This is a genomic window from Stenotrophomonas maltophilia (assembly GCF_900186865.1).
GTDB lineage: Bacteria > Pseudomonadota > Gammaproteobacteria > Xanthomonadales > Xanthomonadaceae > Stenotrophomonas > Stenotrophomonas maltophilia.
This window is the reverse complement of the sequence record NZ_LT906480.1, coordinates 1,133,743-1,158,953: the sequence shown is the minus strand read 5'-3', so window position 1 is coordinate 1,158,953 and position 25,211 is coordinate 1,133,743. Positions and strand designations below refer to the sequence as shown.

At 67.1% G+C, this 25,211-nt stretch carries 26 protein-coding genes; 13 read left to right on the top strand and 13 right to left on the bottom strand.

What is annotated here, in order from left to right; genetic code table 11:
• The first annotated feature begins 489 nt into the window (after positions 1-489).
• The 6 genes from CKW06_RS05530 (at position 490) to CKW06_RS05505 (ending at position 5,703) form a co-directional block, all read left to right on the top strand.
• The gene (locus CKW06_RS05530; protein WP_005408386.1) at positions 490-882 is read left to right on the top strand and encodes a PTS sugar transporter subunit IIA; all 393 of its coding nucleotides are present in this window, start codon (positions 490-492) and stop codon (positions 880-882) included.
• Positions 875-1,144 carry an HPr family phosphocarrier protein gene (locus CKW06_RS05525; protein ID WP_005408385.1) on the top strand — a complete coding sequence of 90 codons (270 nt, stop codon included), beginning with the start codon at positions 875-877 and terminating at the stop codon, positions 1,142-1,144. Before CKW06_RS05530 ends, CKW06_RS05525 begins: the two co-directional genes overlap by 8 nt.
• A gap of 2 nt (positions 1,145-1,146) precedes the next feature.
• On the top strand, positions 1,147-2,916 hold the full coding sequence (ptsP, locus tag CKW06_RS05520) for a phosphoenolpyruvate--protein phosphotransferase (protein ID WP_005408384.1): 1,770 nt from the start codon (positions 1,147-1,149) through the stop codon (positions 2,914-2,916).
• Between the two features lie 228 nt (positions 2,917-3,144).
• Entirely contained in the window at positions 3,145-4,506 is a 1,362-nt protein-coding gene (gene mgtE / locus CKW06_RS05515; protein ID WP_005408383.1) for a magnesium transporter, read from the top strand.
• A 62-nt stretch (positions 4,507-4,568) separates the two neighbouring features.
• Positions 4,569-4,835, top strand: coding sequence for a hypothetical protein (locus CKW06_RS05510; protein WP_005412494.1), 267 nt, complete (start codon positions 4,569-4,571; stop codon positions 4,833-4,835).
• Positions 4,836-4,905: 70 nt separating this feature from the next.
• On the top strand, positions 4,906-5,703 hold the full coding sequence (locus CKW06_RS05505) for a carboxylesterase family protein (RefSeq protein WP_024958510.1): 798 nt from the start codon (positions 4,906-4,908) through the stop codon (positions 5,701-5,703).
• Between the two features lie 153 nt (positions 5,704-5,856).
• Here the strand turns inward: CKW06_RS05505 and CKW06_RS05500 are convergent, their stop codons facing one another.
• From CKW06_RS05500 to CKW06_RS05485, 4 genes are all read right to left on the bottom strand, one after another.
• Positions 5,857-6,348, bottom strand: coding sequence for an REP-associated tyrosine transposase (locus CKW06_RS05500; protein WP_005408380.1), 492 nt, complete (start codon positions 6,346-6,348; stop codon positions 5,857-5,859).
• A gap of 297 nt (positions 6,349-6,645) precedes the next feature.
• Positions 6,646-7,596: an aspartate carbamoyltransferase catalytic subunit gene (locus CKW06_RS05495; RefSeq protein ID WP_024956074.1), complete on the bottom strand. Its 951-nt coding sequence runs from the start codon at positions 7,594-7,596 to the stop codon at positions 6,646-6,648.
• A 15-nt stretch (positions 7,597-7,611) separates the two neighbouring features.
• Entirely contained in the window at positions 7,612-8,106 is a 495-nt protein-coding gene (ruvX, locus tag CKW06_RS05490) for a Holliday junction resolvase RuvX (RefSeq protein WP_005408378.1), read from the bottom strand.
• Positions 8,099-8,665, bottom strand: a complete 567-nt coding sequence (locus CKW06_RS05485; RefSeq protein WP_005408377.1) for a YqgE/AlgH family protein — start codon at positions 8,663-8,665, stop codon at positions 8,099-8,101. Before CKW06_RS05485 ends, ruvX begins: the two co-directional genes overlap by 8 nt.
• 91 nt (positions 8,666-8,756) lie before the next feature.
• Here CKW06_RS05485 and CKW06_RS05480 point away from each other — a divergent pair, with 91 nt between their 5' ends.
• Positions 8,757-10,544, top strand: a complete 1,788-nt coding sequence (locus CKW06_RS05480; RefSeq protein WP_024956075.1) for a DUF4153 domain-containing protein — start codon at positions 8,757-8,759, stop codon at positions 10,542-10,544.
• Positions 10,541-11,086: a DNA-3-methyladenine glycosylase I gene (locus CKW06_RS05475; protein ID WP_024956076.1), complete on the top strand. Its 546-nt coding sequence runs from the start codon at positions 10,541-10,543 to the stop codon at positions 11,084-11,086. Before CKW06_RS05480 ends, CKW06_RS05475 begins: the two co-directional genes overlap by 4 nt.
• A gap of 83 nt (positions 11,087-11,169) precedes the next feature.
• Here the strand turns inward: CKW06_RS05475 and CKW06_RS05470 are convergent, their stop codons facing one another.
• Together CKW06_RS05470 and CKW06_RS05465 are read right to left on the bottom strand one after the other, a co-directional pair.
• Complete coding sequence (locus CKW06_RS05470; protein WP_024956077.1) at positions 11,170-11,877, bottom strand: YitT family protein; 708 nt, start codon at positions 11,875-11,877, stop codon at positions 11,170-11,172.
• A 110-nt stretch (positions 11,878-11,987) separates the two neighbouring features.
• Positions 11,988-12,197 (bottom strand): DUF4287 domain-containing protein, encoded by a 210-nt coding sequence (locus tag CKW06_RS05465; protein WP_005412490.1) that lies wholly within the window; start codon positions 12,195-12,197, stop codon positions 11,988-11,990.
• Positions 12,198-12,290: 93 nt separating this feature from the next.
• Here CKW06_RS05465 and CKW06_RS05460 point away from each other — a divergent pair, with 93 nt between their 5' ends.
• Positions 12,291-13,190: a LysR family transcriptional regulator gene (locus tag CKW06_RS05460; protein WP_024956078.1), complete on the top strand. Its 900-nt coding sequence runs from the start codon at positions 12,291-12,293 to the stop codon at positions 13,188-13,190.
• Between the two features lie 47 nt (positions 13,191-13,237).
• Here CKW06_RS05460 and CKW06_RS05455 read toward each other — a convergent pair whose 3' ends face one another.
• From CKW06_RS05455 to CKW06_RS05445, 3 genes are all read right to left on the bottom strand, one after another.
• A complete protein-coding gene (locus tag CKW06_RS05455) occupies positions 13,238-14,221 on the bottom strand; it encodes an aldo/keto reductase (RefSeq protein WP_024956079.1) in 984 nt (327 codons plus the stop codon).
• 207 nt (positions 14,222-14,428) lie between these two features.
• On the bottom strand, positions 14,429-15,523 hold the full coding sequence (locus tag CKW06_RS05450) for a PilT/PilU family type 4a pilus ATPase (RefSeq protein ID WP_043033789.1): 1,095 nt from the start codon (positions 15,521-15,523) through the stop codon (positions 14,429-14,431).
• 148 nt (positions 15,524-15,671) lie between these two features.
• Positions 15,672-16,709: a type IV pilus twitching motility protein PilT gene (locus tag CKW06_RS05445; RefSeq protein ID WP_004147099.1), complete on the bottom strand. Its 1,038-nt coding sequence runs from the start codon at positions 16,707-16,709 to the stop codon at positions 15,672-15,674.
• A gap of 87 nt (positions 16,710-16,796) precedes the next feature.
• On the opposite strand from CKW06_RS05445, the gene CKW06_RS05440 reads away from it, so the two are divergent.
• On the top strand, positions 16,797-17,474 hold the full coding sequence (locus tag CKW06_RS05440; RefSeq protein ID WP_024956080.1) for a YggS family pyridoxal phosphate-dependent enzyme: 678 nt from the start codon (positions 16,797-16,799) through the stop codon (positions 17,472-17,474).
• 18 nt (positions 17,475-17,492) lie between these two features.
• Entirely contained in the window at positions 17,493-18,314 is an 822-nt protein-coding gene (gene proC / locus CKW06_RS05435) for a pyrroline-5-carboxylate reductase (RefSeq protein ID WP_024956081.1), read from the top strand.
• A gap of 176 nt (positions 18,315-18,490) precedes the next feature.
• On the opposite strand, the gene CKW06_RS05430 is transcribed toward proC, so the two are convergent.
• A complete protein-coding gene (locus CKW06_RS05430; RefSeq protein ID WP_024956082.1) occupies positions 18,491-19,366 on the bottom strand; it encodes a LysR family transcriptional regulator in 876 nt (291 codons plus the stop codon).
• 98 nt (positions 19,367-19,464) lie between these two features.
• Here CKW06_RS05430 and CKW06_RS05425 point away from each other — a divergent pair, with 98 nt between their 5' ends.
• Positions 19,465-20,067 carry a short chain dehydrogenase gene (locus tag CKW06_RS05425; RefSeq protein ID WP_024956083.1) on the top strand — a complete coding sequence of 201 codons (603 nt, stop codon included), beginning with the start codon at positions 19,465-19,467 and terminating at the stop codon, positions 20,065-20,067.
• A 72-nt stretch (positions 20,068-20,139) separates the two neighbouring features.
• Here the strand turns inward: CKW06_RS05425 and soxR are convergent, their stop codons facing one another.
• Positions 20,140-20,574 carry a redox-sensitive transcriptional activator SoxR gene (gene soxR / locus CKW06_RS05420; protein WP_005412484.1) on the bottom strand — a complete coding sequence of 145 codons (435 nt, stop codon included), beginning with the start codon at positions 20,572-20,574 and terminating at the stop codon, positions 20,140-20,142.
• A 29-nt stretch (positions 20,575-20,603) separates the two neighbouring features.
• Between soxR and CKW06_RS05415 the strand changes: the two genes are divergently transcribed.
• Complete coding sequence (locus CKW06_RS05415; RefSeq protein WP_024956084.1) at positions 20,604-22,025, top strand: MFS transporter; 1,422 nt, start codon at positions 20,604-20,606, stop codon at positions 22,023-22,025.
• A gap of 88 nt (positions 22,026-22,113) precedes the next feature.
• Here the strand turns inward: CKW06_RS05415 and CKW06_RS05410 are convergent, their stop codons facing one another.
• A complete protein-coding gene (locus CKW06_RS05410) occupies positions 22,114-24,135 on the bottom strand; it encodes an esterase/lipase family protein (RefSeq protein ID WP_024956085.1) in 2,022 nt (673 codons plus the stop codon).
• Positions 24,135-25,109, bottom strand: a complete 975-nt coding sequence (locus CKW06_RS05405) for an Lnb N-terminal periplasmic domain-containing protein (protein WP_005408361.1) — start codon at positions 25,107-25,109, stop codon at positions 24,135-24,137. The genes CKW06_RS05410 and CKW06_RS05405 overlap by 1 nt, the downstream gene beginning before the upstream one ends.
• Positions 25,110-25,211 lie beyond the last annotated feature (102 nt).

Here is a 25,211-nt window from a genome sequence, read left to right as displayed (position 1 = left end):
CCGGCACCCGCCGGTAGTGCCGGCCGCTGGCCGGCAACAGCAACAGCAACAGCAGAAGCAACAGCAGAAGCGGGATTTCGTGGGATGGCGGGGCGGTGTGGGTCTGCAGGACACGCCGTGAACCCCGCTCCGCGGTCCGGCCCAGCCGCTGGCGGCTGGGCGTTCGGGCGCTTGCGAAGCAGTGCTTCGCAAGCAAAGCGCCCTCACCCCTGGGGGCTCGATGGCGCCATCCATGGCGCCAACGGTCCTGCAGACCCACACCGCCCCACCTCTGACAGATTTCTGCCGCTGTTGGGGGGTGTCGACCCTGGTCGACACGATGGATCCACGCCATGCGTGGATGAATCGCTGTCAGGCATCGAAAAACGGATGGAGTCGGATCTCTTTCTCAACGGAAAAGGCCTCCCCTGGGAGCAACGCTGAATACGGGACACAGTGCCCCTCTCCTGCTGCTATCGCCAATTCACCTTGACCTGTTAACGTGCAGTAATGACCTGTGGCATTCTCCTCGTAACACATCCCGGGGTCGGGACCGCCCTGCTTGACGTGGCGACCCGGCTCCTGCGGCAGTTGCCGCTGAAAACCGAAGCTTTCGAAGTACCGTTCGACGCAGACCTGGACGCCCTGCTCCCGCTCGCCTCGGCCGCCCTGCGGCGGGTTGACGGGGGTGATGGTGTGCTGATCCTGACCGACCTGTACGGCGCCAGCCCCGCCAATCTTGCCGGGCAGCTGGCCCGGCTGGGGACCCCGGTTCGCCGGGTGTCGGCGCTGAGCCTGCCGATGTTGCTGCGGGTGATGAATTATCCGGAACAGGGACTGGATCAACTGCCCGCCACAGCCGCGGCGGGTACCCGTAATGGAGCGATAGTCGACGATGCTTGAACGAGAACTCACCGTGAGCAACCGCCTGGGCCTGCATGCCCGGGCCACCGCCAAGCTGGTGCAGACCCTGGCGCCGTTCCGCTGCAACGTGACCATGGCCGCCAAAGGCCGTGAGATCAACGCCAAGAGCATCATGGGCGTGATGCTGCTGGCCGCCGGCCAGGGCACCCCGGTCACCGTGCGGATCAATGGCGAGGACGAAGCCGCCGCGATGGAGGCGGTGGTCGGCCTGTTCGAACGCCGTTTCGACGAGGACAGCTGAGCGTGCCACGCGCACGCGCCGGCCAACCCCCTTCCGGCCAGCGGCCGGTACTGCTGCTGGCCGGGCATGGTGCCGCCCGCGGCACGGCAATGGGCCGCGCCCGCGTTCGCCTGCCGCATGCACTGGAAGTGGCCGAGCAGCGCGTTGCCGCCCACCAGGTCGAGGCCGAGCTGGCGTGCCTGCATCGCGCGGTGGACGCCGCGCGCTCGGAGATGCACGAGCTGCGCCAGCGCCTGCATGGAGCGCTGAACCAGGAAGTGGGTGAGTTCCTCGACCTGCATGCGCTGCTGCTGGACGATCCCGAGCTGCTGTATGGGCTGGACGAACTGATCCGCAGCGGACCGTACAGCGCCGGCTATGCGTTGCGCCTGCAGCGCGACCGCCTGGCCAAGGTCTTCGACGGCATGGACGATGCTTACCTGAAGAGCCGCATGGACGACCTCGACCATGTGATCGGCCGCATCCATGCCTTCCTGCAGCCCGAACGCCCGCCAGCGGTGAAAGGCCTGGCCGGCGAGATCCTGGTCTGCGACAACATCGCGCCCTCCGAACTGGCACAGCTGCAGGCGCAAGGCGTGGTCGGCATCGTCACCGCCGCCGGCAGCGCGCTCTCGCACAGCGCGATCCTTGCGCGCAGCCTGCACCTGCCCTTGATCGTCAACGTGCCGCAGCTGCTCAGCCGCATCGCCGATGGCGACGTGCTGATCATCGACGGCGCCGACGGCAGCATCACCGCCAATCCACAGGCCGACAATCTGCGCGACTACCGCGCACGACTGAAGGAACACGCGCGCGAACAGCGCGAGCTCGGCCGCCTGCGCAGCAAGCCCAGCCGCACCCGCGACCAGGTCGACATTGCCCTGCTGGCCAATGCCGAGTCGCTGGAGGACGTGACCCAGGCGCATGCGCTGGGCGCCCACGGCCTGGGCCTGTACCGCACCGAATTCCTGTTCCTGCAGCGCAACGAGCTGCCGGATGAAGAAGAACAGTTCCAGACCTACCGCGATGCGGCACTGGGCATGAGCGGGCGACCGGTGACCATCCGCACCCTCGATCTGGGCGCGGACAAGGCCGACCGCACCGGCCTGACCCTGAGCAACGAAGAAAACCCGGCGCTCGGCCTTCGCGGCGTACGCCTGTCGCTGGCACGGCCGAAGGTAGCCGACACCCAGCTGCGCGCGATCCTGCGCGCCTCGGCCTACGGCAAGCTGCGGGTGCTGGTGCCGATGGTCAGCACCCGGGAGGAACTACTGGCAGTGCGCCGCCGCATGCTCAAGCTGACCGAACAGCTGCGCGGCGAAGGCCACATGGTGTCCGACCACGTGCCACTGGGCGCGATGATCGAAGTCCCTGCTGCGGCGCTGGCGCTGGAGAGCTTCATCGACCTGGTCGATTTCCTGTCGATCGGCACCAACGACCTGGTGCAGTACCTGCTGGCGGCCGACCGCAACAATGAAGCACTGGGCGAGCTGTATTCGCCGTTGCACCCGGCGGTGCTGCGGCTGCTGCAGATGGTGATCGAGACCGGCGCGCGCCACCGCATCCCGGTGGCGGTCTGTGGCGAGATGGCCGGCGATGCGCGGATGACCCCACTGCTGCTGGCACTGGGCCTGACCGAGTTCAGCCTGCACCCGGGCACGCTGCTGGAAGTACGCCGCGCGGTCCGCGAGGCCGACCTGGCCATGCTGCGCGCGCGCGCACCGAAGCTGCTGGCCGCGCGCGACCGCCGCGCGATCGAACGCTGGCTGGCACTGGTGGCCGAAACGGCCTGATACCCCGGCTCGCCGGGCATGCACGCCTGGGGTCAGATCCCTTTTTCGCGGGAAAAGGGATCTGACCCCGTCTCGTTGAAGGCCAAGAGGTTGCCGGCCAGCGGCCGGCACTACCGCCACCCGGCGGCTATGCGTTGAAACATCGCCTTGCGATAATGACGCGCTGAACACCCCTGTTGCCGCATCCTTGCCGGGATCGCGGCTTTTCTTATCCCCGCGGGAGCTGCGATGGCTGAAGCTGTACGCCACGACAAGACTGCGCGCCAACTGCGGATGCTGTCCGATGCACTGGACAGCGGCCGGCTGGGCCCGGTGCGTCGCCTGGTCAACACCCTGGCCCCGGCCGAGATCGGCAACCTGCTCGAATCGTTGCCGCCGGGCAAGCGCGAGGTGGTGTGGGGACTGGTTGATCCGGAAGACGACGGCGAGGTGCTGGTCCACGTCGGCGACGACGTGCGCGAAAGCCTGCTCGCGGACATGGACCCGGACGAGATCATCGCCGCGGTCGAAGACCTGGACATCGACGATCTGGCCGACCTGGTCGAAGACCTGCCGGACACGGTCATCGACGAAGTCCTCAAGTCGATGGACCGCGAGAACCGCGAGCGCCTGGAACAGGTCCTGTCCTATCCCGAGGACAGCGCCGGTCGCCTGATGAATCCGGACGTGGTGACCGTGCGCGCCGACGTCAATGTCGACGTCGTGCTGCGCTACCTGCGCCTGCGCGGTGAACTGCCCGACCACACCGACCACCTGTTCGTGGTCAGCCGCCGCCATCAGTACCTCGGCCGCGTGTCGCTGGCGGCACTGGTGACCCACGAGGACACCACCCCGATCAATCGCCTGATCGACGACGAGCAGCCAGCCATCGACGTCGGCGAGAGCGACCAGGAAGTCGCCCGCCAGTTCTCCGACCATGACTGGATCTCCGCGCCAGTGGTGGATGACAACAACATCCTGATCGGTCGCATCACCATCGATGACGTGGTCGACATCATCCGCGGCCAGGCCGAGCACCAGGCGCTGGGCGCCGCCGGTCTGGACGAGGACGAAGATCTGTTCAGCCCGGTCTGGCGCGCGATGCGCCGCCGCCTGATGTGGCTGTCGGTGAACCTGTGCACGGCCTTCCTGGCCTCCAGCGTGGTCGGCCACTTCGAAGGCACCATCGACAAACTGGTGGCGCTGGCGGTGCTGATGCCGATCGTCGCCGGCCTCGGCGGCAACGCCGGTACCCAGGTGCTGGCACTGATGGTGCGCGGCCTGGCGCTGGGCCAGGTGGGCGCCTCCAACGCCCGCACCCTGCTGTGGAAGGAAGTTCGGGTCGCGCTGTTGAACGGCGTGATGCTGGGTTCGGTGCTGGGCCTGATCGTGCTCGCCTGGTTCCACTCGCCCGGGTTGTCGGCAGTGATCGCCATCGCGTTGACCTGCAACCTGTTGTTTGCTGCGTTGGCCGGCGTGCTGGTGCCGTTGACGTTGAAGCGCTTCGGCTTCGACCCGGCGCTGGCCAGCGGCATCTTCCTGACCGCCGTGACCGATTCGATGGGCTTCTTCACCTTCCTCGGCCTGGCCACCCTGGTGCTGCTGCACTGACCATCTCGACGGTCGGATCCCCGCTGCGCGGCGCTCTGACCCGATCCCAACTGGATCCCCCCATGGCAACGACAATCGAAAACTACTTCCAGCCCGGCTGGCGCGACCAGCAGCACACCTGCCCGGCCTGTGAATGGAAGGGCAGCTCGCGCGCCATGGAAATGGAACTGGACGAGGACGCCACCGAGTACGACTGCCCGGTCTGCGAAAACCCACTGCTGGTGGTCCTGCACCCGGACATTGCGCAGGTGCAGGCCGCCGCCGCCGAAGGCAATGCCGAGGCACAGGAGCAGTTGGAGATCATCGCCAGCTTCCCGCGCCCGCAGTGACGCGGCGCACGATGCCGGGCCGACGTCGGCGGACTACGATGCAGGCGATCTCGCCGCTTCGGAAAATCCCATGGTCCGTTTGCTGTCGCGCTGGCTGCCACTGCTGGCCCTTCTGATGATGAGCGGTTGCACTTCGCTGCCGGACAGCGCGCGTGGCCGCTTCGAAGCACGTGCGGTGAAGGTGGACGGGCAAACGGCTTACTACCAGGTGTTCATTCCGGCCGGCGTGCAGGCCGCCGCTCCCACCCACCTTCCGGTCATCCTGTTCCTGCACGGCTCGGGCGAGCGCGGCGCCGATGGCGTCAAGCAGACCCACGCCGGGCTGGGGCCTTACCTGCGCGCGCATCCCGATTTCCCCGCCCTGGTGGTGTTCCCGCAGGTGCCGGGCCACGAGGAATGGAGCGGCCGCAACAACCGTGCGGCAGTGGCCGCGCTGGACGCGACGATCGCCGAATTCGGCGCCGACCCGGCGCGGCAATACCTGACCGGCATGTCGATGGGCGGCTATGGCAGCTGGAACATCGCATTGGATGACCCACGCCGCTTTGCCGCGATCGTCCCCGTGTGCGGCGCGGTGCTCGCCCCGCGTGCGGTACGCCCGACCCTGTTCGTCGAGCAGGTCGCGCACGAAGCGGACCCGTACGCGGTGATTGCCCAGCGCCTGCAGCACACGCCGATCTGGATCTTCCACGGCGCACTGGATGACGTGGTGCCGCCGGACGACGACCGCAGACTGCATGCCGCATTCCAGCGCGCCGCCGCACGCGACGTGCGCTACACCGAATACCCGGAAGGCAACCACAATGCCTGGGACGCCACCTACGCCGACCCGGCAATGTGGGAATGGCTGTTCGCGCAGAAGCGCTGAACCACAGCTTCTGCTGGGAAACACCTGTTGGTGGATGCCTACCGTTGGTCGGCTTGGGTATTGGTGGGTGCCGACCGTTGGTCGGCTTGGGTATGGGTGGGTGCCGACCGTTGGTCGGCTTGGGTATGGGTGGGTGCCGACCGTTGGTCGGCACTACCTCTCCGCTTCGGGGTAATCCATTGCCTGGTACCTCTCATCGATCTCCCATCGGCACCAGGCATACGGATACTCTCCCACGCAGCTCGCCAAGTTCGCCCTGACCGGGTTGGCGACGATGTACATCGCATGGCGAAACAGTGATTCTTCAGAACGAATGGCGTGATCGTGATAGCTCGATTGCCAGAATGGTCCTGTCCTACCCAGCATGCGGTTGATCCGCAATGCACTGCTCGATTTGAAGCGTTGCATGATGTAGTCCAGCGAGAACGCACGGATCTCCACAAGCCAATGGATGTGGTCCGGCATGACCACATAGGCAAGTGAGTGCGTCAGGCCCTCAGCATCAATGCGACGGAACACATCCATCACCTCCTGTGCCGCAGTGGCATCATCGAAGTAGCGTCGACGCTCCTGGATGACGGTGGTCAGGATGTAGGATTGTCCGATCCGGGAATGGCGGCCAAGGCGTAGGCGTGCGCGGCTCATGGGCCCAAGCGTGCGCCTGCCGCTACTCCGGTTCTATCGGGCAATCACGTCAGTACAGGTAGGCCCGGAACCATTCAATGGCTAGGCCCGCACTTCACCGCACTGACGGTTCAGTGCCGACCAACGGTCGGCACCCACCGGATCGGATAAGGACAGATCAACCGTGCCGACCAACGGTCGGCACCCACCGGATCGGATAAGGACAGATCAACCGTGCCGACCAACGGTCGGCACCCACCGGATCGGATGAGGACAGATCAACCGTGCCGACCAACGGTCGGCACCCACCAGGGCAGGTCAGCCCAGCAGGGTTTCCAGCACGGCCATGCGCACGGCGACGCCGTTGGCGACCTGGCGCAGCACCCACGACTGCGGGCCGTCGGCCACCTCGTCGGTCACTTCCACGCCGCGGTTGATCGGGCCCGGGTGCAGCACCGCGGCATCCTTGCCCGCGCGCGCCAGGCGTTCGCTGGTCAGGCCGTACTGCGCGTGGTACTGCTCCAGCGACGGTACCAGGCCTTCTTCCATGCGCTCGCGCTGCAGGCGCAGCATCATCAGCGCATCGACGCCTTCCAGCATCGCGTCGAAATCATCGCCGACCACGCAGCCCTTCAGGGTCTCGTCGTCCGGCAGCAGCGACTGCGGGCCACACACGCGGATCTCGCCCACGCCCAGCGTGCGCAGCGCATGCAGGTCCGTGCGGGCCACGCGCGAGTGCTTCACGTCGCCGACGATCACGACTTTCAGCTTCGAGAAATCCGGGCCCTTGGCCTGGCGCAGGGTCAGCATGTCCAGCAGGCCCTGGGTCGGGTGCGAACTGCGGCCGTCACCGGCATTGATCAGCGCGGTGCCCTCGCCTGCCGCATCGGCCAGTGCGGCCACGGCGCCGTCATCGGGGTGGCGCACCACGAAGCCGCGCACGCCCATCGCTTCCAGGTTGCGAAGCGTGTCGCAGGCGGTCTCACCCTTGCGGGTAGAGGAGGTCGAGGCGTCGAAATTCAGCACGTCCGCCCCCAGCCGCTGCGCGGCCAGCTGGAACGAACTGCGGGTGCGCGTGGACGGTTCGAAGAACAGCGTGCACACCGCCGAACCGGCCAGCACGTGGCGCTTGTTGCCGACGCGGCCGACTGCGGCATCGCGGATCTGCCCTGCGCGGTCGAGCAGCTGCAGCAGCGTTTCGCGCGGCAGGCCCTCCAGGGTCAGCAGGTGGCGCAGGCGTCCGGAGGCATCGATTTGCTGGGCGGTCATGGCGGTGTCGGGCAGTCAGGGAATGGGGGTGGCGTCGTCCGGCGACGACAGCCAGCGATCGATGATCACCGCTGCAGCGACGGCATCGAGGGCAGCCGCATCACGGCGGCGCTTGCGCCCTTCGGCGCGCTCGACGGCGAAGCGGCGTGCGGCCTCGACCGAGCTGGAACGCTCGTCGATCATCACCACCGGCAGCTTGAAGCGCTCCCGCAGCTGGCGGGCGAAGCCCTGCGCGCGCTTGCGGTTGGGCTGGTCCTGGCCGTCCAGGGTCAGCGGGTCGCCGACCACCAGGCCGTCGGGCTTCCATTCCTTGAGCAGGCGTTCGATCGCGGTCCAGTCCGGGCCGTTGCCGTGCACATCGACCACGGCCACCGCGCGCGCATGCGCGGCGAAGGCACTGCCGATGGCCACGCCGATCCGTCGCGAGCCGACATCGAAACCCAGAACGGTGCCATCACGACGGATCGCCGGGGCAGCAGAATCCGGCGCGGGCGTGATGGGCTCAGACATGGCCGCTGTAGTCGGTCAGCCGGAACAGGTCCACGCCGATGCGCGAGGCCGCACCCTGCCAGCGCTGCTCCAGCGGCAGCTGGAACACCAGCTCGGCATCGGCCGGCACGGTCAGCCAGCTGTTCTCGGACAGCTCGCTTTCCAGCTGCCCTGCGCCCCAACCGGCACAGCCGAGGGTGACCACGGCATTGGCCGGGCCTTCGCCGCGCGCCATCGCTTCGAGGATGTCGCGCGAGGTGGTCAGGTACAGGCCGTCGCCCACGGTCAGGCTGGAATCCCACGCCCGCGCGTCGTCATGGATGACGAAGCCGCGCTCGGGATGCACCGGGCCGCCGTTGAGCACCATGCGCGCCTGCAGGTCGCCATCACCGGTGGTGATGTCCATCTGTGCAAGCACTTCACCCAGCGTGTACTCGGAAGGCTGGTTGACCAGCACGCCCATCGCCCCGTTCTCGTCGTGCTGGCAGATCAGCGCGACGCTGCGGGCGAAGGTCGCGTCGAGCAGCGACGGCAGCGCGACGAGCAGGTGATCGGCAAGGGAGGTCGGCGTTACAGGCATGGTCCTATTCTACCTGCTGGGGGCGGGATGGTCGCGCGATGGCGTCGAACTGCGATGGGCTAGGATGGTGCTTTGCCATGGAAGGTCATCGATGCAGTCTTCAACGCCTTTGACCCTGCCGGCACGCAGCGCCATCGTCCTGCTTGCCCTGCTGCAGGGCCTGATGCTGTATGCCGCGCAGGAACTGTCCGACGCGTGGCCGTTCCGCGATATCGGCTGGCGCTACTGCTGGTACGCCTGGGTGCTGGCCATTCCCAGCGCGGTGGCGCTGAGCCTGGTGGAGCTGGGCCAGCGCCGCCTGTGGCTGCAGGCCGTGCTCGGCTCGACGGTGGTGCTGGCGCTGGCCGCCTGGATCGGCTGGAACCTCACTGGCGAGACCGCACTGGAATCGGGCGCGTTGCAGCTTCCGTTGACCCTGGGCATGGCCGTTGCGGTGTTCGTGGTCCTGCCCTGGTGGCAGTTCCAGCTGCAGCACGGGCACTGGCGTGCCAGTTACCCCGAGCTGTTCGAGCGCGCCTGGCAGAATGGTTTGACCCTGGCCCTGGCGGCACTGTTCACCGGGCTGACCTGGCTGCTGTTGTGGCTGTGGTCGGCGCTGTTCCAGCTGCTCGACGTGACCGTCTTCCGCGACCTGTTCCGGCAGGACGCGTTCATCGCACTGGCCACCGGCAGCCTGGCCGGGTTCGGCGTACTGATCGGGCGCACCCAGCACCGCGCCATCCAGATCACCCGCCAGGTGCTGTTCGCGATCTGCCGTGGGCTGTTGCCGCTGCTCTCGTTCATCGCCGTATTGTTCGTGCTGAGCCTGCCGCTTACCGGGCTGGAACCGTTGTGGAAGACCCGCTCGGCCGCCGGCCTGCTGCTGGTGCTGTCGCTGCTGCTGGTGACGTTCACCAATGCGGTCTACCAGCAGGGGGAAGACAGCGCCCCCTACCCGCTGCTGCTGCGCCGGCTGGTTGAAGCCAGCCTGCTGGCGCTGCCGGTCTACGCCGCACTGGCGCTGTACGCACTGGGGCTGCGCGTGGTGCAGTACGGCTGGACCGTGGACCGGTTCTGGGCGGTACTCGTCGCAGTGGCCGTGGCCGGCTATGCCGTGGGCTACGCGCTGGCGGTGCTGCGCCGGCAACGCCGCTGGTTGCAGATGCTGGAGCCGGTCAACCGCTGGATGTGCTGGGCGGTGCTGGCACTGGCATTGCTGGGCAACTCGCCGCTGCTGGACCCGGTGCGGCTGACCCTGTCCAGCCAGCTGGCGCGCCTGCGTGCGGAACCGCCCGCGATCACCAGCAGTGACGTCAACGTGCTGCGCTTCGATCTTGGCCACCGCGGCGTGCGGGCGCTGCGCGAGCTGCAGCGTGATCCAGCCATCACCGCCGATGCCAACGCGCCACAGGTGATCGCTGCCGCGCTGGCACGTACCTCGCGCTGGGATGACGGCCACCGCCTCGACAAGGGGCCGCAGGACGTCGTCGCCCTGCAGCGCGCATTGAAGCTGGCCAAGGGATCCAGCTCGCCACCGGACGATTGGTGGCAGGCACTGGCCACGCGCGCGATCGATGGCGAATCCTGCGCCCAGAGCGAGCGCGACTGCCTGATCGTGCATCGCGACCTGGACGGCGATGGCACCGGCGAAGTGCTGCTGTGCGAGCTGTACACCCACCGTGGGCCGGACTGCGTGCTGTACGCACGTGGCAGGGATGCCCACTGGCGCCGGGCCGGTTCGCTGTTCGGCACCGTCAGCGGCCAGGCCGAGGCGATCAACCAGGCCCTGCGTGACGGCAAACTCACGCTCGTGCCACCGCGCTGGCCGATGCTGTCCATCGGCGGGCACCCTGCGCTGGCCATCGATCCCGAATCCGAATCCAACGAGCCTTCCCCATGAGCGGCTACTGCCTCATCGCCCCGGGCCATCCGGTGCACGACTACTACCACGCCAACGAGTACGGCTTCCCGCAGCGTGACGAGCGCGAGCTGTTCGAGCGGCTGGTGCTGGAAATCAATCAGGCCGGCCTGAGCTGGGAAACGATACTGAAGAAGCGCGAGGGCTTCCGCACGGCCTATGACGGCTTCGATGTGGACCGCGTGGCTGCATACGCCGAGCAGGACATCGAGCGCCTGCTGTCGGACGCAGGCATCATCCGCAACCGGCTGAAGGTGCTGGCGGCCATCCACAACGCGCAGGTGATCCAGCAGCTGCGGGCCAGCCACGGCAGCTTCGCGTCGTGGCTGGATGCGCACCACCCGCGCAGCAAGGCTGACTGGGTGAAGCTGTTCAAGAAGACCTTCCGCTTCACCGGCGGCGAGATCACCGGCGAGTTCCTGATGAGCCTGGGCTACCTGCCCGGTGCGCATGCCGAGGACTGCCCGGTGCATGCGCGGCTGCTGACGCTGTCGCCGCCGTGGTTGCAGGCCGCCGCCCGCTGATGGATATCCGCCGGGCATGGCCCGGCGTCATCACGCGTGGGTTCCGATAGTGCCGGCCGCTGGCCGGCAACCCCGTTGAACGGTCACACGCCCATGTAGCGGCCGGGGCGGTGGTTGAACATCAGCACCAGGCTGAGCACCACCGCGCCGATGGCCGAGTACAGCACCTTCGACGGCGACAACACGAAGAACGCGGCCACCATCAAGCAGGCGTCGTAGGACATCTGCACCTTGCCCGCGCTCCAGCCGCGGGTGCGCTGCAGGTACACCGCCAGGATGCCGATGCCGCCGAGACTGGCACGATGGCGGATGAAGAACAGGATGCCCAGGCCGGACAACGCGCCACCGACGATCGCCGAATACAGCGGGTTGATGTGCGAGAAGTCGATCCAGCGCGGCAGCAGGTCGGTCAGCACGCCACAGGCGGTGACCGCGGCGAAGGTCTTCAGGGTGAATTCCCAGCCCATGCGCCGCAGCGCCACCCAGTAGAACGGCAGGTTGACCAGCACGAACACCAGGCCGAAGTTCCAGCCCATCGAGTAGTGCAGCAGGAACGCCATGCCCGCCATGCCGCCGATCATCAGCCCGCCCTTGGCGAAGATGGCCAGGCCCAGCGAGGCCACCATCGTGGCCAGCACCATGCCCTGCACGTCCTCGGCGATCGAGTGGCGCAGCGCTTTTTCGTCGGCGGTGGTGCCGGCGCTGTCGGGCGGCGGGGTCAGCGGACCGGCGGTGACCAGGTGGCCGTCAGCGTCGTCGCACGGCGCGGGGCCATGGGAGGGAAGGGACATACGGGTGGGGAACAGCAGGTGGGGAGCGGTATTAGACACGATCTGCATGACAGTTGCAGATGAAATCGTTCAGCTGAATGCGCCCCGCCCGATCTCCGGCCCGCCGCTGCTCAGCCCTTGCCGGCCAGATGGTGCGCCACCAGCGCGTTGGCATGGCCATGGCCCAGCCCATGCTCACTTTTCAGGAAGCTGACCAGTTCCATGTGTTTCAGGCCCTTCTTCCCGGCCAGCAGCCCGAACCAGTGCGCTACCGGCTGCCCGTAGGTCTTCTCGATGGAGGGGAAGTACGAGGCCGGGCCCTTGGGCTTTTCAGTGCTCATGCGGAAGCTCCTTGCGTTGGATGTACCGGTACGACGAACAGGGGAGCCGGAAATCGACAGGTCCGTTCAATCCGGGAGCCGTATCATCCCGTCATGCCCCGCGAAAACCTCAACGACCTGCAGGCCTTCGTCCACGTTGCCCGCGAGGGCAGCTTCACCAAGGCCGCCGCCCAGCTGGGCGTGTCCCAGTCCGCGCTCAGCCATGCCATGCGCGGCCTGGAACAGCGCCTGGGCGTGCGCCTGCTGACCCGCACCACCCGCAGCGTGTCCACCACCGAAGCCGGTGCCCGCCTGCTCGACACCCTGGGCCCGCGCCTGGCCGAGATCGAGGACGGACTGGCCGCGCTGGCCGAATACCGTGAACGCCCGGCCGGCACCATCCGCATCAATGCCACCGGCCATGCCGCCGAGTACATCGCGTGGCCACGGCTGGCGCCGCTGCTGCAGCAGTATCCGGACCTCAAGGTGGAACTGACCGCCGACTACGGGCTGGCCGACATCGTGGCCGAGCGCTACGACATCGGCATCCGCCTCGGCGAACGCCTGGCCCGCGACATGGTCGCCGTGCCGATCAGCCCGCCGCTGCGCATGCGCGTGGTCGGTGCACCCAGCTACTTCCGCCAGCACGTGGTCCCACGCCATCCGGACGAGCTGGCAGACCACAACTGCGTGACCCTGCGCCTGCCCACGCATGGCGGGCTGATGCCGTGGGATTTCGGCCAGGACGGCAACGAACTGAGCGTGCGCGTGAGCGGCCAGTGGACCTTCAACACCATGGGCATGACCCGCGCCGCTGCGCTGGCCGGCAGCGGACTGGCCTGGCTGCCGGAAGACCAGGTGCAGCCGATGCTGGACGATGGCCGCCTGCAGTCGGTGCTGGACGACTGGTGCCCGCACTTCGATGGCTACTACGCGTACTACCCGTCGCGCCGCCACGTCACCGTGGCGATGCGCACGGTGCTGGATGCGCTGCGCGGGCCGATGGCTGGATGAGGTGTGCGGACCAACGGTCCGCACCCACCTCGGTCCGCACCCGGTGATCAGCCCTTGGCCTGGGCCGCACGCTGGGCGTTGTAGCGCTCACCGACGATCGACACTTCATCCAGCGCCTGCGCGATGCGCTGCAGTTCCTCCGGCGCCAGCTGCAGGTCAGCCGCGCCCAGGTTCTCTTCCAGGCGGTGGATCTTGGTGGTGCCCGGAATCGGCACGATCCACGACGCCTGCGCCAGCAGCCAGGCCAGCGCCACCTGCGCCGGGGTCGCGCCGCGTGCTGCAGCAATCGTACTGATGCGATCCACCAGCGCCTGGTTGGCGCGGCGGGCTTCCACTTCGAAGCGCGGCACGCTGTTGCGGAAATCGTTGGCGTCGAAGGTGGTGTCGGCGTTGATCGCACCGGTCAGGAAGCCACGGCCGAGCGGACTGAACGGCACGAAGCCGATGCCCAGTTCCTGCAGGGCCGGCAGCAGTTCGCGCTCCGGTTCACGCCACCACAGCGAATACTCGCTTTGCACGGCAGCCACCGGCTGCACCGCGTGCGCACGGCGCACGGTGGTGGCGCTGGCCTCGGACAGGCCGAAGTGGCCGACCTTGCCCTCGGCGATCAGGTCGCGCACGGTGCCGGCCACGTCCTCGATCGGCACGTTCGGGTCGACACGGTGCTGGTAGAACAGGTCGATATGGTCGGTGCGCAGGCGCTTGAGACTGGCTTCGGCCACGGCGCGGATGTTCTCGGGGCGGCTGTCCAGGCCGGTATCGGTGCGCGCATCCCTGAAGCCGAACTTGGTGGCGATCACCAGCTTGTCGCGGTAAGGCGCCAGGGCCTCGCCGAGCAGGTCTTCATTGGTGTACGGGCCGTACACTTCGGCGGTGTCGAAGAAGGTCACGCCGCGTTCAACGGCAGCGTGCAGCAGGGCGATGCCCTGGCTGCGCTCGACCGGCTGGCCATAGGCATGGGTCAGGCCCATGCAACCCAAGCCCAAGGCGGAAACCTTCAGGCCGCTGCGGCCGAGTTCACGTGTCTGCATCGTCGTGCTCCAGAGGGGGAACGCTGACGATACGCCTGCAGGGGCTGCCGATTGAATGGGCAGCGTTGCAGTTGGTCATGACTGGAATTCATCAATCGCCAACGCGCCCGGTAGAGTCGACTGTTAGTCGACTGCTCTTTCACCGGCCGGGAAAATCCCGCGCTGCGCGCGAGAGTCGACTGACAGTCGACTCTACAGATCTGCAGGTCACCGGATCTCGGAGATCTCCACGCCATCCAGGCCCTGTGACAGCGTGCGTGCGTCGCCGCCCTGGCTGAGCTTGATGCGCAGGCGCACTTCGTTCTGCGAATCGGCGTAACGCAGCGCGTCCTCGTAGCTGATCTCGCCGGCCTGGTACAGCTCGAACAGGCTCTGGTCGAAGGTCTTCATGCCCAGCTGGACCGAGTCCTTCATCACTTCCTTCAGCTTGTGGATCTCGCCGTCGCGGATGTAGTCCTGAACCAGCGGCGTGCCGAGCAGGATCTCCATGGCGACCTTTCGCGAGCGGCCATCGGGCGACGGCACCAGCTGCTGCGCGACCACGCCCTTGAGGTTCAGCGACAGGTCCATCAGCAGCTGGTTGCGGCGGTCTTCCGGGAAGAAGTTGACGATGCGGTCCATCGCCTGGTTGGCGTTGTTGGCATGCAGGGTGCACAGCACCAGGTGACCGGTCTCGGCGAACGCGATGGCGTGGTCCATGCCTTCGCGGGTACGCACCTCACCGATCATGATCACGTCCGGCGCCTGGCGCAGGGTGTTCTTCAACGCGGCTTCCCAGCTGTCGGTATCGATGCCGACCTCACGCTGGGTGATGATGCAGCCTTCGTGCTTGTGCACGAACTCGATCGGATCTTCGATGGTGATGATGTGGCCGGTCGAGTTCTGGTTGCGGTAACCGATCATCGCCGCCAGCGAGGTCGATTTACCGGTACCGGTGGCACCGACGAACAGGATGATGCCGCGCTTGGTCATCGCCAGCGTCTTGATGATCGGCGGCAGGCTCAGTTCTTCCACCGTCGGAATGCGCGTCTCGATGCGACGCAGCACCATGCCGACCTGGTTGCGCTGGTAGAAGCAGCTGACGCGGAAGCGGCCGACACCGGACAGGCCGATGGCGAAGTTGCACTCGTGGGTCTTCTCGAATTCCTCGCGCTGCGCCGGGGTCATCACGTTGAGGACCAGGTCGCGGCTCTGCTGCGGCGTGAGCGGGGTCTGCGTGATCGGCGAGATCTTGCCGTTGACCTTCATCGCCGGCGGCATGCCCGCAGTGATGAACAGGTCCGAGGCGCGCTGGTGCGCCATCAGCTTGAGGAACGAAGTGAAATCGATGGTGGTCGCGGTGGTGTTCACGGCAGGCTCCCGGAAAGCGGTTTACCAGGTAACGGTCGGTGGAGGAAACAACACGGGAACAGCAGCGCACTGGCGCACGCTGCCCCGTTACTGCCCCGCCTTACTCGAACAGGCGCTTGTCCTTGGCGTACTCACGGGCCTGGTTTCGGGTGATCAGGCTGCGCTTGACCAGGTCCTGCAGGTGCTGGTCCAGTGTCATCATGCCGTATTGCTGGCCAGTCTGGATGGCCGAGTACATCTGCGCCACCTTGTCCTCGCGGATCAGGTTGCGGATGGCCGGGGTGCCGACCATGATTTCCCACGCTGCGGTACGGCCGCCGCCAACCTTCTTCAGCAGCGCCTGCGAAATGACCGCGCGCAACGACTCGGACAGCATCGAGCGCACCATCGGCTTTTCGCCGGCCGGGAACACGTCGATGATGCGGTCGATGGTCTTGGCCGCCGAACTGGTATGCAGGGTGCCGAACACCAGGTGGCCGGTTTCCGCCGCGGTCAGTGCCAGGCGGATGGTTTCCAGGTCACGAAGTTCGCCCACCAGGATGATGTCCGGGTCCTCACGCAGCGCCGAGCGCAGTGCTTCATTGAAGCCATGCGTGTCGCGGTGCACTTCGCGCTGGTTGATCAGGCACTTCTGCGAGGTATGCACGAATTCGATCGGATCCTCGACGGTGAGGATGTGGCCGTATTCGTTCTTGTTGATGTAGTCGATCATCGCCGCCAGCGTGGTCGACTTGCCCGAACCGGTCGGGCCGGTCACCAGGATCAGGCCCTGCGGCTGCTGGATCACTTCGCGGAACAGCGGCGGGCAGGCCAGGTCCTCGAGGGTGAGCACCTCGGACGGAATGGTACGGAACACCGCACCGGCACCGCGGTTCTGGTTGAACGCGTTCACTCGGAAGCGCGCCAGCGATGGAATCTCGAAGGAGAAGTCCACTTCGAGGAATTCCTCGTAATCGCGGCGCTGCTTGTCGGACATGATGTCGTACACCAGCGCATGGACCTGCTTGTGGTCCAGGGCTGGGATGTTGATCCGGCGAACGTCGCCGTCGACGCGGATCATCGGCGGCAGGCCTGCGGACAGGTGCAGGTCGGACGCTTTGTTCTTTACGGAAAACGCCAGCAGTTCGGCGATATCCATGAGCGGCTACTCCCCAATAACGGCTTCGACTGGAAGGATCTTTCCCCGGGCGGCAGTATAGCCTCCTGATTCAACGGAACGCGTTACGTGGCCACTCCCCTGCCCCAGATCCTGAGCAACCTGCATGCCGCCGCCGAGGCCGCTGGCAGGCCCGACCCACGCCTGCTGGCGGTGTCCAAGACCCAGCCGGCCGAGGCCGTGGCCGCGCTGGCCGCGCAGGGCCAGCACGCCTTCGGCGAGAACTACGTGCAGGAGGCACTGGCCAAGATGCAGGCGCTGCAGCATCTGGCGCTGGAATGGCACCTGATCGGCCACCTGCAGTCGAACAAGGCCGAGGCCGTGGCCAGCCATTTCGACTGGGTGCAGAGCGTGGACCGCCCCAAGCTGGTGACCGCGCTGGCACGCCATCGCCCGGCCGCGCGAGGCCCGCTGAACGTGCTGATCCAGGTCAACATCGACGGCGAATCCAGCAAGCACGGCTGTGCGCCGGAAGAAGTGGATGCACTGGCCGCAGCGATTGCCGCCGAACCCACCCTGCGCCTGCGCGGACTGATGGCGATTCCCGCGCCATGGCCCGAAGCCGAGCGCCGTCGGGATGCATTCGTGCGCATGCGCACACTTTTCCAGTTGCTGGCTGCCCAGCACGCGCAGATCGACACGCTGTCGATGGGCATGAGCAGCGACTACGCCGAAGCCATCGCCGAGGGCGCCACCCTGGTGCGCATCGGCACCGCCCTGTTCGGCGCGCGCCCGCGCCCGGCCTGATATTTCAAGGAGATTTCCATGGCAGCTGATTCCATCACCTTCATCGGCGGCGGCAACATGGCGCGCAGCCTGATCGCCGGCCTGATCCGCCAGGGCGTGCCGGCCGCGCACATCCACGTCGCCGAACCGGTGGCCGAACTGCGCCAGGCGCTGGCCGCCGACTTCGGCGTGCAGGTGCATGACAACGCGAGCGATGCCGCCGCGCAGGGTGACACCTGGCTGCTGGCGGTGAAGCCGCAGGTGCTGCGCGAGGTCTGCCAGTCACTGCAGGCGCTGGCACAGGCGAGCCGACCGCTGGTGGTGTCGATTGCCGCCGGCATCACCAGTGCGCAGCTGCAGCGTTGGCTGGGGGGCGACCTGGCAGTGGTGCGCGCGATGCCGAACACTCCTGCCCTGCTCGGCGCAGGTGTGACCGGCCTGTTCGCCACACCGTCGGTGGACACGCAGCAGCACGCGCGGGCCGAGCAGGTGCTGGCCAGTGCCGGGCGCACGGTGTGGATCGACAGCGAGGGGCTGATGGATTCAGTGACTGCTGTTTCCGGCAGCGGCCCGGCCTATGTGTTCCTGCTGGCCGAAGCGATGGAAGCGGCGGGTATTGCCCAGGGCCTGCCGGCCGACGCCGCGCGCACGCTGGTGGTGCAGACTCTGCTGGGCGCCTCGCGCATGCTGGATGAGGCTGGTGAAAGCCCGGCGGAACTGCGCCGCCGCGTGACCTCGCCCAACGGCACCACCCAGGCCGCGATCGAGAGCTTCCAGGCCGGTGGCTTCGAGGCCCTGGTGGATACGGCACTGCGCGCTGCGCAGGTGCGTGGGCAGGAACTGTCTGCGGCGAATGATTGATCCCGATGTGTGCCGACCAACGGTCGGCACCTACCAGCATCCACGCATGGCGTGGATCTATTGATACCTGTCGCCGCTGGAATGCACGGTGCTCTGCTGTCTGCGGTGAATGATTGACCCCGATGTGTGCCGACCAACCGTCGGCACCCACCATCATCCACGCATGGCGTGGATGCTCATTGCCCCAACATCGTCATGACGAAATCGACGAAGCACTGCAACCGCGGGCGCGGCCTGCGGTCGGGCAGGTAGATCAGGTGCATCGGCCGCGGTTCGGGCAGGTAGTCGCGCAGCAGCGGCTTCAACCGCCCGGCTGCAATCTCCCCGGCCAGCAGTGCGGTCGGCTGCAGCACCAGCCCGGCCCCGGCCACCGCGGCTTCGCGCAGTGCAACACCATCATTGCAGGTCAGGCGCGCTTCCCAGTCCACCTGTTCACCGTTGGCCAGCTGCCAGCCGTGGCCACCGCGCCAGGCCAGATGGCTCAGGCAGTCATGCCCTTCCAGATCGGCGGGCGTACGCGGCGTGCCGCGTCGGCGCAGGTAGGACGGCGCCGCGCACAGGCTCATCGCATACGGTGGCAGCGGCCGCGCCACCACCTCCTGCGACGGCAGCGGCCCGACCCGGATCGCCACGTCGAAGCCGTCCTCGATCAGATCCACACGGCGGTTGCTCAGATCCAGTTCGACGTTCAGCTGCGGCTGCGCGCGCAGCAGGCCGGCCAGTTGTGGCGCCAGCACGCAGCTGCCCCAGGTGGTGGGTGCGCTGACCCGCAGCAGCCCGCGCGGTTGCACCTGCAGGCCGGCCACGTCGGCCTCGGCCTGCTGCACCTGCTCCAGCACCTGCCGGCACCCGGCCAGGTAGGCGCTGCCGGCTTCGGTCAGGCGCTGGCGGCGGGTGTTCCGTTGCAGCAACGAGGTGCCCAGGTGCGCCTCCAGCTGCTGGATGTACTTGCCGACCATCACCGCCGAGACCTGCAACTGTTCAGCGGCCCCTGCAAAGCTGCCGCACTCGGCTACCGCGACGAAAGCCTGCATGCAGCGAAGGGTATCCATTGCTAATCCAGAGTTAGGAATCTGCAAAGCATACGCCGCTTACCTAACCCCGCTGTGACGGCGCAGACTGCGCTTACTCCCTCACGCAAGGAACGGCCATGAAGATCCTTCTCGTTGGTGCCAGCGGCACCCTCGGCCAGGCAGTCGCCCGCCAGCTCGGCCAACAGCATCAGATTCTCGCCGCCGGCCGCAGCAGCGGCGAACTGCGCGTGGACCTGACCGACGACACCAGCGTCGCCGAACTGTTCTCGCGTACCGGCCCGGTTGATGCGGTGATTTCCACCGCCGGCAAGCTGCACTTCGGTCCACTGCAGGACATGGCGCCGGCGCAGTTCAACCTCGGCCTGCAGGACAAGCTGCTGGGCCAGGTGCGGCTGGCCCTGGCGGCGCAGCACCATCTCAACGCCGGCGGCTCGATCACCCTGACCAGCGGCATCGTCAGTGCACAGCCGATCCGTGACGGCGTCAACGCCACCTCGGTGAATGCCGCGCTGGAAGGCTTCGTGCGTGCCGCCGCGTTGGAACTGCTGCCGCGTGGCCTGCGCATCAACGTGGTCAGCCCGAACGTGCTGATCGAATCGATGGCGGCCTACGGACCCTACTTCCCGGGCTTTGAAGCGGTGAGCGCGCAGCGCGCGGCGCTGGCCTTCCAGCGTGCAGTGGAAGGCATCCAGAGCGGCGAGACGATCACGGTCTGGTAAGAAAAAAGGCACGGAGGGGATCAAGTCGACAATGCACAAACGACATAATCCCCTCCGTCCCCTTTTCGCGGGTCATTCCCAGCGCATCGGGCCGTCGCCGCGTTCGCCAAGCACATCCCCCGGGTTGGCCAGGCGGCAGCGCTGCAGCGACAGGCAGCCGCAGCCGATGCAGCCGGTGAGCTCATCGCGCAGCAGTTGCAGCATGTGGATGCGTTCTTCCAGCTCGGTGCGCCAGCGCGCGGACAGCCTGGCCCAGTCGGCCTTGGTCGGTGCGCGCCCCTCGGGCAGGCTTTCGAAGGCACGGCCGACCGCTTCCAGCGGCATGCCCACGCGCTGCGCGACGCGGATCACCGCCAGCCGGCGCAGCACGTCGCGGCTATAGCGGCGCTGGTTACCCGAAGTGCGCAGGCTGCTGATCAACCCCTTGCGCTCGTAGAAGTGCAGCGCCGAAACCGCCACGCCACTGCGCTGGGCGACTTCGCCCACGCTCAGTTCCTGGGACACCATTGCTTGACCTCAACTGCTGTTGAGGTGTCATGCTGCTATCTTCGCCGCCAGTTGACAAGCGCGGCCCGCATCTGAACCGTATGCCCCCGACCCTCTCGCCCGCCGCCGCCCACCTGCCGGCTGACACCTCGATCCTGTCCGCACGCTATCGCGCCACCACCCTCGGCATGGTCGCGCTGGTCGCGCTGCACGCCTTCGAGGCATTGGCCGTTGCGGCCGCGATGCCCACCGTGGCCGAGGCGCTGGATGGCCTGCGCCTGTACGCACTGGCCTTCGGCGGTACCCTGGCCACCAGCGTGATCGGCATGACCCTGGCCGGGCGCTGGGCCGATCACCGTGGTCCGGCACGGCCGCTCTGGTACGGATTGGCCTGCTTCGTGCTGGGCCTGTTGCTGGCTGGCTTTGCCGTGCGCATGGGCATGCTGGTGGCGGGACGCCTGCTGCAGGGCCTGGGTGCGGGTGCGATCTCGGTCTCGCTGTACGTGATGGTCGGCCGCAGCTACCCGGAGCACCTGCGGCCGAAGGTGTTCGCCGCCTTCTCGGCCGGCTGGGTGGTGCCTTCGATGGTCGGCCCGGCGTTGAGCGGCCTGATCGTGCAGCACCTGGGCTGGCGCTGGGTGTTCCTGGCGGTGCCATTGCTGGCGGTTCCGGCAGGCCTGCTGCTGCGCCCCGCGCTGGCACGCATGCAGCCCAGTCCCCCCAGCACCGCCGACGATGGACGCGGCAAGGTGGTGCGCTGGGCCAGCGGCGCCTCGCTGGCCGCGTTGCTGCTGTACTTCGGCGGTCAGCAACCGGGCCTGCCTGCCCTGCTCTGCATCGGTGTGGCGGTGCTGGCGCTGCTGTTCTGCGTACATCGACTGCTTCCGCCCGGAACACTGATCCTGCGCCGTGGCCTGCCCAGCGTAATCGCGCTGCGTGGCATCGCGGCAGCTGCCTTCTTCGCCTGCGAGGCCTACCTGCCACTGCTGCTGCAGCGCGAACGTGGCCTTTCGCCCAGCTGGGCCGGTGCCGTACTCAGTCTCGGTGCGCTGGGCTGGTTCGCCGGCTCGTGGCTGCAGGGCCACCAGCAGCGTGGCTGGTCACGCCAGCAGCTGCTGCGCGCCGGCACGATGATGATGACGGTCGGCATCGCCGCCACGCTGGCCGTGCTGTTCAACGTAGTGCCACTGCCGGTGTCGCTGCTCGGCTGGGCCGTGACCGGCTTCGGCATGGGCATGATCTACGCCAGCCTGTCGGTGTTGACGCTGTCGTTGTCGGCGCCGCGGGAGCAGGGTGCCAACACCTCGGCACTGCAGCTGAGCGAGGCCCTGTCGGTGACCACCGCGCTGGCGGTCTCCGGCGCATTGTTCGCGTTGTTCGTGGAAAGCACCCCGCACACCGGCTACCTGCTGTGCCTGGCCATCACCTTCGGCCTTGCGCTGTTGGCCACGGTGATCGCGCGACGGGTGTAGCGCCGCCGCGCATCGCGGTAGTGCCGGCCGCTGGCCGGCAACCTCACGAACGCTGGAATGTCCAGATGATGACGGCCAGGGACCGGCATTACCGCGTACCGGCCCCCACATCATCGATGTCCCGATGCAGGATGCGCCGCACTTCCAGCACCGCCTGCGGGGTCTCCTGCACGCTGTGGCCGGAAATGATCACCTTCTCCGACAACGCACCCGGCAGGTGCGCGCTCCAGTACGGCACCAGCCCGTCATCGGATTTGTCCACCGGCAGTTCCGGTTTGCGCTGGGCGATGATCGAGTGGTACTTCAGGCCCGCTTCGATCGGCAGCTGTGCGGCGGCCTTCACGAACGGATCGCTGGCCTTGAGGTTGTCGATGCTGTTCGGAATCTTCGGCTTGGCCGTGCCATCGACCTGCTGTTCGGCCTGCGCCAGTGCCAGGAACACATCCTCGAATTTGCCGAGGATGGTCAGCGGCAGGCGTACCAAGCGACCGATCAGGCGCCCGACCTTGTTGCCGGCAATGTCGGTGCCCTGGTGCGGCGCGGCGATGAAGATCGCGCGTTCCACGTTCGGCTGCGCCTTGAAATGCAGCAACGGCCCCAGCTTGTTCTGCACCCGCTTCAGGCGCTCGCCCTTCAGGTCGTAGTTGGCCAGCAGGTCATTCCACAGTACGTCGCCCGAGTCACTGACCAGCAGGCGCGCCAGCACGCCGCCCATGCTGTGGCCGATGTAGACCATGTCCTTCGATGCACGCGTGCTGCCGTTGGGATCGAAGTGCTTCAGCGTGTCGTTGAATGCATTGGCGATCTCGTAGCGGTTCAACGCGATCGGCGCATTGGTCGGGTAGTAGACCTGCCACACCTGGAACTGCTGGCGCAGCTCGGGGTCGCCCATGATCTCGTTGGCCAGGTTCACCCAGGCTTCCGGGCTGCTGGCCAGGCCGTGCAGCATGAAGATGATACGACGATTCGGGTCCCACGGCTGCATCAGGTAGATGTGCGGTTCGCCGATGCCCTCGCTCATGCCGAACAGGGTGCGCAGCGATTGCCGGGCGAAACCGCTCTGCGCCAGCCACAGGCCATAGGCGGCGGTGAAGTTGCCGGCCAGCGGCACCTGCTCGCCATGCAGGGTGATGCGCTCGGTGGCTTCGGGCGAATAAGCGTCCAGCTCGACCCGGCGCGTGCGCATCACATCGTCCAGGTTGCTGCCCTCGAAGCGCAGCAGTGCGGTGACGTTGATCGAAGACATCTCGCTGAACTCGGGCACCGAATCGTCATCGCGATGACGGCGGCCACGGCGTGCGTCGTCCTCATCCTCCTGCGGCGCCTCGGCCTTGGGGCCCTCGGGTGCGATCACCGGTGCAACCAGCTTCGGCGGGTCCATCACCATCACCAGCTCGGCACCGAAGCCATCGCGGCGATAGGTACTGCGCAGGCCGACGAAGCTGACCGTGCCGGCCGGCACCAGCTGCGCGGGAATGCTCTTCAGGTTCAGCTGCTGGTAGTTGGAGGCCAGCGACCAGCTGCCGACCGTGAGCGGCTTCGTGTAGTCCTCGCCGGCCAGCGCAGCGGCGCGTGCGCGCACGAACAGCACCACTGCCGCCTTCTCGGCCGCGTAGTTGTAATAGTCGCGCACCTGCGTCTGGCGGTCCTCGAAGGCACGGTCGGACGGTGAGCGGCCGCTGTAGAACAGGTAGGCATAGGCATAGCGCGCCGCTTCCAGCCAGGCATCCAATGCAGCATCGCTCATCGGCGGATCGCCGGCAGCCGTCTTCTTCGGCGTCATCGCCAGCGCGGCCTTCACCCACAGTTCGGACAGCGCCGACAACCGCTGCTCGACATTGAGGTCGTCGGTCATCAGCAGCGTGCTGCGGCAGACCAGGAAGTCCTTTTCGCACTGCGACTCGTCCAGGCCTGCCGCGCTGAGCGTCTCGCGCGCGGCCGGGCTGAGCTTGCCCGTGTTGAGCACGTCGGCACGCTTGTTGACCAGCGAATCGCTGGACTTGACCTGCTTGACGGTAACCATCGCGCAACCGCTGCTACCCAGCAGCAGGAAGGCAGCGAACAACACCGGCAGCAGGCGCTGCCAGCGGCGTGGGAGGAATCGGGTCATTACTGCGGGTCCTGCTCGGTGCCGGGCACGCCCTGGCGGATTACGGTGGAGAAATGGTCGCCGCTGCCCAGGTCCAGCGCGCGCTGGGTGATGCGGCCCTTGTCATGCAGCTCGGCGTACGGCACACCTGGAGCGAGCGCGCCGACCTCCTGCGCGTACTCGGCCAGGTAACCGGACAGCAGCAGGCGGTAATCCAGCGGCAGGCGCGGTGCGATGTGCCGGGCCAGGTCGAAGACGATGGTGGTGCAGTTGCTGGTCAGCGTGTTGTAGAAGCCGGGCTTGGCATCCAGTTCGCGTGCCTGCGCGATGTACGCTGCGAACAGCTCCTTCAGCTGCGCACGGTCCATGCCATGCAGGCGGTAGAGATAGACGTCCTCGCCGCGCGCGTTGGTGCGGGTGCGGATGATGTCGGTCTCCTCCGAAGCTACCAGGGTCATCTCGAACTTGCGGAAGAAGCCACCCAGCGCCGAGAACGATTCACCGCGCTCCTTGCGGATCTCCAGCGAGAACACCACGTGGCGACCGTCCTCGAAACCAAACGAGATCAGGGTGTGGGCGATGGCCGGGCCCATCCAGTACGACAGCACCAGATCGGCCGAGCGCAACTGGTCCAGGTCGTACTCGCGGCGCACCCAGCGGGCGTCGTAGTCGGTTTCGCTGCGCCAGGTGAAATCACGCACGTTGTCCAGCACGACGTGGCGGCCATCGAAAGACACCACGTGCAGGCGCTGGGCCACGTCATCGGCCCACACGCGGTCCTGGCGCGGGGTCAGCAGCAGCCACCACAGGCCGGCCAGCGCCAGCGATGCCCCGAACGCCAGGCCCAGGCGGCGCGAGGCACGGCCACGCGCGACCCGCCACGACACCCACAGCGCAACCAGCAGCCACAGCCCGGCGACGCCGGTAGCCAGCCAGCCCGGCCCCGGCAACTGATAGGCCAGCAGCCCGGTCACCCACAGCGCCAGCAGCGCCATGGCACTTCCTGTCATCCATCGTCCTGCGGCTTTCACTGGCATCCTGTCGCGGTCCTGAAGCCGCATAGTTAGCCACAAGCGGGTTCACCGTGGCATCTACGG

Coding starts and splice junctions, on each gene's coding strand:
- CKW06_RS05450 (WP_043033789.1), bottom strand. CDS start 15,523: ATGGCGCACCAGCGCGCCTCGGACCTGTTCATCACTGCGGGCATGCCG.
- CKW06_RS05485 (WP_005408377.1), bottom strand. CDS start 8,665: ATGCCTGTAACGCCGACCTCCCTTGCCGATCACCTGCTCGTCGCGCTG.
- CKW06_RS05445 (WP_004147099.1), bottom strand. CDS start 16,709: ATGGATATCGCCGAACTGCTGGCGTTTTCCGTAAAGAACAAAGCGTCC.
- CKW06_RS05495 (WP_024956074.1), bottom strand. CDS start 7,596: ATGACCGCCCAGCAAATCGATGCCTCCGGACGCCTGCGCCACCTGCTG.
- ruvX (WP_005408378.1), bottom strand. CDS start 8,106: ATGTCTGAGCCCATCACGCCCGCGCCGGATTCTGCTGCCCCGGCGATC.
- CKW06_RS05460 (WP_024956078.1), top strand. CDS start 12,291: ATGCCCCGCGAAAACCTCAACGACCTGCAGGCCTTCGTCCACGTTGCC.
- CKW06_RS05530 (WP_005408386.1), top strand. CDS start 490: ATGACCTGTGGCATTCTCCTCGTAACACATCCCGGGGTCGGGACCGCC.
- CKW06_RS05425 (WP_024956083.1), top strand. CDS start 19,465: ATGAAGATCCTTCTCGTTGGTGCCAGCGGCACCCTCGGCCAGGCAGTC.
- CKW06_RS05475 (WP_024956076.1), top strand. CDS start 10,541: ATGAGCGGCTACTGCCTCATCGCCCCGGGCCATCCGGTGCACGACTAC.
- proC (WP_024956081.1), top strand. CDS start 17,493: ATGGCAGCTGATTCCATCACCTTCATCGGCGGCGGCAACATGGCGCGC.
- CKW06_RS05525 (WP_005408385.1), top strand. CDS start 875: ATGCTTGAACGAGAACTCACCGTGAGCAACCGCCTGGGCCTGCATGCC.
- CKW06_RS05430 (WP_024956082.1), bottom strand. CDS start 19,366: ATGGATACCCTTCGCTGCATGCAGGCTTTCGTCGCGGTAGCCGAGTGC.
- soxR (WP_005412484.1), bottom strand. CDS start 20,574: ATGGTGTCCCAGGAACTGAGCGTGGGCGAAGTCGCCCAGCGCAGTGGC.
- CKW06_RS05405 (WP_005408361.1), bottom strand. CDS start 25,109: ATGGCGCTGCTGGCGCTGTGGGTGACCGGGCTGCTGGCCTATCAGTTG.
- CKW06_RS05505 (WP_024958510.1), top strand. CDS start 4,906: ATGGTCCGTTTGCTGTCGCGCTGGCTGCCACTGCTGGCCCTTCTGATG.
- CKW06_RS05465 (WP_005412490.1), bottom strand. CDS start 12,197: ATGAGCACTGAAAAGCCCAAGGGCCCGGCCTCGTACTTCCCCTCCATC.
- mgtE (WP_005408383.1), top strand. CDS start 3,145: ATGGCTGAAGCTGTACGCCACGACAAGACTGCGCGCCAACTGCGGATG.
- CKW06_RS05470 (WP_024956077.1), bottom strand. CDS start 11,877: ATGTCCCTTCCCTCCCATGGCCCCGCGCCGTGCGACGACGCTGACGGC.
- CKW06_RS05455 (WP_024956079.1), bottom strand. CDS start 14,221: ATGCAGACACGTGAACTCGGCCGCAGCGGCCTGAAGGTTTCCGCCTTG.
- CKW06_RS05415 (WP_024956084.1), top strand. CDS start 20,604: ATGCTGCTATCTTCGCCGCCAGTTGACAAGCGCGGCCCGCATCTGAAC.
- CKW06_RS05480 (WP_024956075.1), top strand. CDS start 8,757: ATGCAGTCTTCAACGCCTTTGACCCTGCCGGCACGCAGCGCCATCGTC.
- CKW06_RS05500 (WP_005408380.1), bottom strand. CDS start 6,348: ATGAGCCGCGCACGCCTACGCCTTGGCCGCCATTCCCGGATCGGACAA.
- CKW06_RS05510 (WP_005412494.1), top strand. CDS start 4,569: ATGGCAACGACAATCGAAAACTACTTCCAGCCCGGCTGGCGCGACCAG.
- CKW06_RS05410 (WP_024956085.1), bottom strand. CDS start 24,135: ATGACCCGATTCCTCCCACGCCGCTGGCAGCGCCTGCTGCCGGTGTTG.